Annotated in this window: 7 protein-coding genes; 6 read left to right on the top strand and 1 reads right to left on the bottom strand. The window is 49.7% G+C overall.

Annotated elements, in window-relative coordinates; all coding sequences use genetic code 11:
* Positions 1-439 precede the first annotated feature (439 nt).
* The 6 genes from rpmH to ACWAU4_RS22305 all read left to right on the top strand — a co-directional run bounded on the left by rpmH (position 440) and on the right by ACWAU4_RS22305 (position 5,668).
* Positions 440-577, top strand: coding sequence for a 50S ribosomal protein L34 (rpmH, locus tag ACWAU4_RS22330; protein WP_011758135.1), 138 nt, complete (start codon positions 440-442; stop codon positions 575-577).
* Positions 578-595: 18 nt separating this feature from the next.
* Positions 596-952, top strand: coding sequence for a ribonuclease P protein component (rnpA, locus tag ACWAU4_RS22325; RefSeq protein ID WP_101056528.1), 357 nt, complete (start codon positions 596-598; stop codon positions 950-952).
* A complete protein-coding gene (yidD, locus tag ACWAU4_RS22320) occupies positions 919-1,173 on the top strand; it encodes a membrane protein insertion efficiency factor YidD (protein ID WP_101056527.1) in 255 nt (84 codons plus the stop codon). Before rnpA ends, yidD begins: the two co-directional genes overlap by 34 nt.
* A 3-nt stretch (positions 1,174-1,176) precedes the next feature.
* Positions 1,177-2,802: a membrane protein insertase YidC gene (gene yidC / locus ACWAU4_RS22315; RefSeq protein ID WP_454290396.1), complete on the top strand. Its 1,626-nt coding sequence runs from the start codon at positions 1,177-1,179 to the stop codon at positions 2,800-2,802.
* An 80-nt stretch (positions 2,803-2,882) separates the two neighbouring features.
* Positions 2,883-4,244: a tRNA uridine-5-carboxymethylaminomethyl(34) synthesis GTPase MnmE gene (gene mnmE, locus ACWAU4_RS22310; protein WP_025889665.1), complete on the top strand. Its 1,362-nt coding sequence runs from the start codon at positions 2,883-2,885 to the stop codon at positions 4,242-4,244.
* 203 nt (positions 4,245-4,447) lie between these two features.
* Entirely contained in the window at positions 4,448-5,668 is a 1,221-nt protein-coding gene (locus tag ACWAU4_RS22305) for a site-specific integrase (protein WP_068812299.1), read from the top strand.
* Here ACWAU4_RS22305 and ACWAU4_RS22300 read toward each other — a convergent pair.
* Positions 5,658-6,035 carry a helix-turn-helix domain-containing protein gene (locus tag ACWAU4_RS22300; RefSeq protein WP_197746072.1) on the bottom strand — a complete coding sequence of 126 codons (378 nt, stop codon included), beginning with the start codon at positions 6,033-6,035 and terminating at the stop codon, positions 5,658-5,660. The two genes, ACWAU4_RS22305 and ACWAU4_RS22300, sit on opposite strands and share 11 nt — an antisense overlap.
* Positions 6,036-6,191 lie beyond the last annotated feature (156 nt).

The following is a 6,191-nucleotide window of genomic DNA, read 5'->3' as shown; positions in this document are numbered from 1 at the left end:
GTACTTATCCCCAAAAGATCGCCTCGAAAGGAGGGTATTCTATAGTGAGATCTGAATAATCGCTATCCTTTAAGTGTAATTATCCCCAGGCAGATCCCAACAGTCAGATCTGTCGGATCCAGATCGATCTCCCAAGATCCGCTATTTGGCGAGCCGGTTAAAATCCCGCTTTATAAAGCGATCCACCCTGATCTATAATCAGCGACCGCCGATCTGCCAAGAGATCAATGGATCCACAAGATGTAGTGTCCGTACACAGAGTTATCCACATCCTGTGGTGACAACAGCTCAACAGATCGCGAAAATGCCGAGATAAATTACCTTGAGAGGGGCTGCACGTGTTGACTGCCCTGACTAAAGTGATTACAATTCGGCCTCTTTTTTGCCCTTACCTCAAACAGAGATAAGGTAAATTCACTAACAAAGACGGATTGCCATCATGAGTAAACGTACTTTTCAACCTAGCAACCTGAAGCGCAAGCGTTCTCACGGCTTCCGCGCTCGTATGGCTACAGCGAACGGCCGTAAGGTACTGGCTCGTCGCCGTGCCAAAGGTCGCGCTCGTCTGTCTGCTTAATTGCGAGTAGACAACTAGGTGACTCGTTACACCTTTACGCGGGAGTTACGCTTGCTAACTCCCGCGCAATTCAAAACCGTATTTTCCAACCCCATTAAAGCCTCCTCAGCTGAGATAACCCTGCTTGCTGTACCCAATGAGATGCAACATCCGCGTCTTGGACTCACTGTGGCTAAACGCCATGTAAAGAGAGCCAATCAACGCAATCGTATCAAGCGGGTGATCCGGGATAGCTTCCGCCTCAATCAACATGATTTGCCACCACTGGATATAGTGGTCCTGGTTCGCGGCGGTGTGCTGGATATGGATAATGAACAGCTCAGAAAGCTGGTAGAAAAGTTATGGCGCAAACTCAGTCGCCGTTTCAATGGCTGATAATTAAGGCTATCAGAGCCTACCAACTCCTTATCAGCCCTATGCTGGGGCCTCGTTGTCGCTTTAATCCAACCTGCTCTCACTACGCCATAGAAGCGGTGCGAGTGCACGGAACGATTAAAGGGAGTTGGTTTGCAATCAAACGCATATTAAAATGTCACCCTTTACATCCGGGCGGCAGTGATCCCGTCCCCCCTAAAAATGACAGGTGTAATAAATAGGCTATGGAATCTCAACGCAATTTACTGCTTATCGGCCTGCTGTTTGTCAGCTTCTTGCTGTGGCAACAATGGCAAACCGATAAAGCACCCAAACCCGCTGTAACTGAAAATACAGTTGCCACTTCCGTTCAAGAGACAACTCACAGCGCTGACGTTCCGGTAGCCGAATCAGGCATGCCAGAAGAAACAGCCGTGGCGTCCAAAGATCTTATCAGAGTCACCACAGATCAACTGGATGTGCTGATCAACCCTGTCGGCGGTGACATTGTTCATGCCGCTCTGGTTTCTCACAAACTGGAGCTGAACAAAGACGAACCGTTCGTCCTGTTGGAACAGAAGCCTGGGTTCGTATACATAGCCCAGAGTGGCCTAATGGGCAGCGGCGGTACAGACAGTACCAAGGGCCGTGCTACCTATTCAGCCAGCGCCAAAGAATTCACTCTTGCCGATGGCCAGGACACACTGACTGTTCCATTGAGCTACACAGCAGCAAACGGCGCCAAGTACACCAAGATCTACACCTTCCACAAAGGTCAGTTTGCCGTAGACGTTGAGTACAAGATTAACAACACCACATCAGAGCCACTGCAAGTTCAGATGTACGGTCAGATAAAACAGACCATCAAGCCTTCAGACAGCAGCATGATGATGCCAACTTATCGTGGTGCCGCCTTCTCGACTGCCGATATCCGCTACGAAAAGTATAACTTTGAAGATATCCAGGAAAAGAACCTGGAGAAGAAGACAGAAGGTGGCTGGGCCGCCATGCTGCAACACTACTTTGTGTCGGCCTGGGTTCCGCCAAAGAATGAAACCAACACCATATTTACCAGAGATAGTTCAGGTACCGCCAACATTGGCTTCATGGGCGAGAAAAAGACAGTAGCCCCTGGCACTGAAATGACCTTGAGCGCCGACTTCTACGTAGGTCCAAAGGATCAAGCCGCCCTGTCCGAGCTGTCTGATACCCTTAACCTGGTTGTAGATTATGGCTTCCTCTGGTGGCTGGCTGTACCTATCTACAAGCTGCTGATGTTCTTCCAGTCAATAGTGGGTAACTGGGGCTTGGCCATCATACTGATCACCCTGACGGTGCGCGGTATTCTGTTCCCGCTGACCAAGGCGCAATACACCTCCATGGCCAAGATGCGTAACCTGCAACCAAAACTGCAGGAGCTGAAGGACAAATTCGGTGATGATCGCCAGAAGATGGGCCAGGCTATGATGGAGTTGTACAAGAAGGAAAAAGTGAACCCTATGGGTGGCTGTCTGCCTATCTTGCTGCAAATGCCTATCTTTATTGCCCTTTACTGGGTACTGATGGAAGGTGTTGAACTGCGTCATGCGCCGTTCATGCTGTGGATTGACGATCTGTCGGTACAGGATCCTTACTACATTCTGCCGCTGCTGATGGGTGTTTCCATGTTCCTGATGCAAAAAATGCAGCCAATGGCACCGACCATGGATCCTATGCAGCAGAAGATGATGCAATGGATGCCGGTAATCTTTACTGTGTTCTTCCTCTGGTTCCCATCCGGTCTGGTACTCTACTGGTTGGTGGGTAACATAGTTGCCATTATCCAGCAGAAGATTATCTATGCCGGCCTGGAGAAAAAAGGCTTAAAATAAGCCGATTTTGGGTCAAATGATCAAGGGCGGCCTAAGGGTCGCCTTTTGCTTTTATAAATACGTTTTCAAGGGTTAATGCAGTGACAACAGATACTATCGTGGCGCAGGCCACCGCTCCAGGCCGCGGTGGTGTAGGCATAGTCAGAGTCTCGGGGCCCAAGGCCCAAGCCGTTGCACAGGCATTGCTGGGCCATCAACCCAAGCCAAGATATGCCGATTACTGTGACTTCAAGGGAAGTCAGGGAGAAGTGCTGGATCAGGGGATCGCCCTGTTCTTCAAAGGCCCCAATTCTTTTACCGGTGAAGACGTACTGGAACTTCAGGGCCATGGTGGTCAAATCGTCATGGACATGCTGATTAAGCGAGTCCTCGAAGTCGAGGGGATCCGCTTGGCACGCCCTGGGGAGTTCAGCGAGCAGGCCTTTATGAATGACAAGCTGGATCTGACCCAGGCAGAAGCGATTGCCGATCTTATCGATGCCACCAGTGAACAGGCCGCCAAGAGCGCGCTGCAATCACTCCAAGGCGAGTTTTCCCGCGAAGTGCATGAGTTGGTGGAACAGGTTACCAATCTGCGTCTTTATGTCGAGGCCGCCATCGACTTTCCCGATGAAGAGGTGGATTTCCTCTCCGACGGTAAGATTGCCAATGCCCTTTATCGCATCATAGATAAACTGGACTTGGTACAGGCCAGTGCCAAACAGGGCGCCATCATCCGCGAAGGGATGAAAGTAGTGATAGCCGGCCGCCCCAACGCCGGTAAGTCCAGTCTGCTCAACGCCCTGGCGGGAAAAGAGTCGGCAATTGTCACCGAAATAGCCGGCACTACAAGGGATGTATTGCGGGAGCATATCCACTTGGATGGCATGCCACTGCATGTCATAGACACAGCCGGCCTGCGCGACACCACTGACACAGTGGAACAGATAGGGATAGAAAGAGCCTGGGCCGAAATCGCCACCGCCGACAGAGTGCTGTTTATGGTAGATGGCACAGAAACCCAAGCGATTGATCCCCATGAAATCTGGCCGGACTTTATTGATCGCCTGCCGGAAAACCTCGGCGTCACTGTGGTACGTAATAAGGCGGATCTGACCGGTGAGTCACTGAGTCCCAGCGAAGAGAAAGGCTATGACGTCTTTAGGATCTCAGCCAAAACCGGGCTCGGGGTCGATGCGCTGAAACAGCACCTCAAGAACCTGATGGGCTATCAAAGTAACCTGGAAGGCGGTTTTATCGCCCGTCGCCGTCACCTGGAAGCCTTGGAAGTCGCCGGTGAACATCTGCAGCAGGGCAAAGTACAGCTGGAAGTCTATCAGGCAGGTGAGCTGCTGGCCGAAGAACTGCGCATGACTCAACAGGCTCTGGCCGAGATCACAGGCCAATTTACCTCTGATGATTTACTGGGAAGAATTTTTTCCAGTTTCTGTATCGGGAAGTGAACCTCATTCTGAAGTGGTAAAGCCCCGTGAAACCCATCAAAACATATCAAAATAACTTATTGTTTTCTAAGGACAATATTCGCTTTTACCTCAAAAACCTTTTTCCCGCGTTTTCTTCTAATTTGCTCCGTTTCACTATAAATTGATCCCGATTTGCTCCAAGGTTAGAATTCGGGAGCAATGGGATCAAAATTGGAGCAAACATGAAGGTATCTGTTAACAAGAGGAACCCCAACTCGAAGGGGCTACAGCAGCTTCGCCTGGTGTACTACTACGGTGTGGTCGAAGGGGAGGACGGAAAAAAGCGGCCTAAGCGGGATTACGAGCCTCTTGAGCTGTACGTGTATCACAACCCCAAGACCCAGGCTGAGCGGCAGCACAACAAGGAGATGATGCGTCAGGCAGAAGCTGCGAGGTCTGCACGTCTCGTTGAAGCACATGCCAATAAATTCCAGCTTGAAGACCGCGTGAAACTGGCCTCAAGCTTCTTCGACTACTACGACCAATTAACCTCGACCAAAGAATCCGGAAGCGCATCTAATTATTCAATCTGGATCTCGGCAGGTAAGCACCTCAGAAACTACCACGGCAGAGCTGAACTCACCTTTGAGGAGATTGATAAGCAGTTTCTTGAAGGCTTACGGAAGTACCTACTGGAGGAGAAGCTCACCAAATCGAAAACCAAGCTTGCCAAAAATACTGCATCGAGCTACTTCAATAAGATCCGAGCTGCTCTGAATGAAGCATATCGAGAGGGCATCATCAGGGATAATCCGGTTCAACGAGTGAAAAGTGTCAAGCCAGAGAACACTAAGCGAACCTACCTCTCACTGGATGAGGTTCGAGCGTTGACAAAAGCGGAATGTCGCTACGATGTCCTGAAGCGGGCTTTTTTGTTCAGTTGCACTACCGGTCTCCGGTGGAGTGACATCAATAAACTCACATGGAGTGAAATCGAAGAGTTTGAGCCTGGCCACTATCGAATCATTTTTGACCAGAAAAAGCTTAAGAACGGTGGAAAATCCCTTGTATATCTGGACCTTCCAGATTCGGCTGTAAAGCTGTTGGATATAGATCGAAAGGGCGAACCAGAAGACAGAGTGTTCGTCGGCCTAAAATACAACAGCTACTTTAATGTGGCTTTAGAGAAGTGGGCAATGAGAGCTGGAATAACAAAGCATGTCACGTTTCACGTCGGGAGACATACATTCGCCGTAGCCCAACTTAACCGTGGTGTTGATATTTATTCTCTTTCTCGGCTCCTTGGACACTCAGAGCTGAGAACAACTGAAGACTATGCTGATATTCTCGAAAGCCGTCGAGTAACGGCCATGAGAAGCTTTCCAGACATATTCAAAGAGCGTGAAAGTGAGAATAACAGATGCTCCCATTGCGGGCAGGCAGTCCCCATGGCTATCGCTTAGGCGCTTTACGTCCAGGACGGCGAGAGTTCTTCATAAACTCCTCAACGTCGTTCTGCACATCCTTCTGAGATTTGATGCGGTTGGCCTCAACCCAATCCAAAAGGTCCGAGCGTTTAATCAATACACGATTCCCCCCCGGCTTTGTAAAGCTGATTCGCTTCTCATGAGTCAGCTTGTAGATATAGCTCCGCTTTGAACCGATCAAAGCTGCCGCCTCATCGACAGTAAGATACTCCTTTCCAGAAGGAGGGAGGTTCACGTTACTGGTGTCGCTCGACGCTGTTCCCGAAACGAAATCAGCCAAGATTTTTTTGATTTCTGCCAATTCATTCATCACGCACGATAACTGTTCTGTTTCAGACATCATTCACCCACATTGTCTTTGATTCGCTTTGATGGGTTTATGATGAAGGAGAGAGGTGCGAAACGACGGGTCTGCTTTTGCCCATTTTGGGCGGTTTGAGCGGAATTGAGAAAATTTTCTGGAAAGTGCCTACGTCAGTCCGACCGACTAACTGTCCAC

It is taken from the genome of Shewanella sp. FeAMO (assembly GCF_053653955.1).
This window is presented reverse-complemented; position numbering and strand designations above follow the sequence as displayed.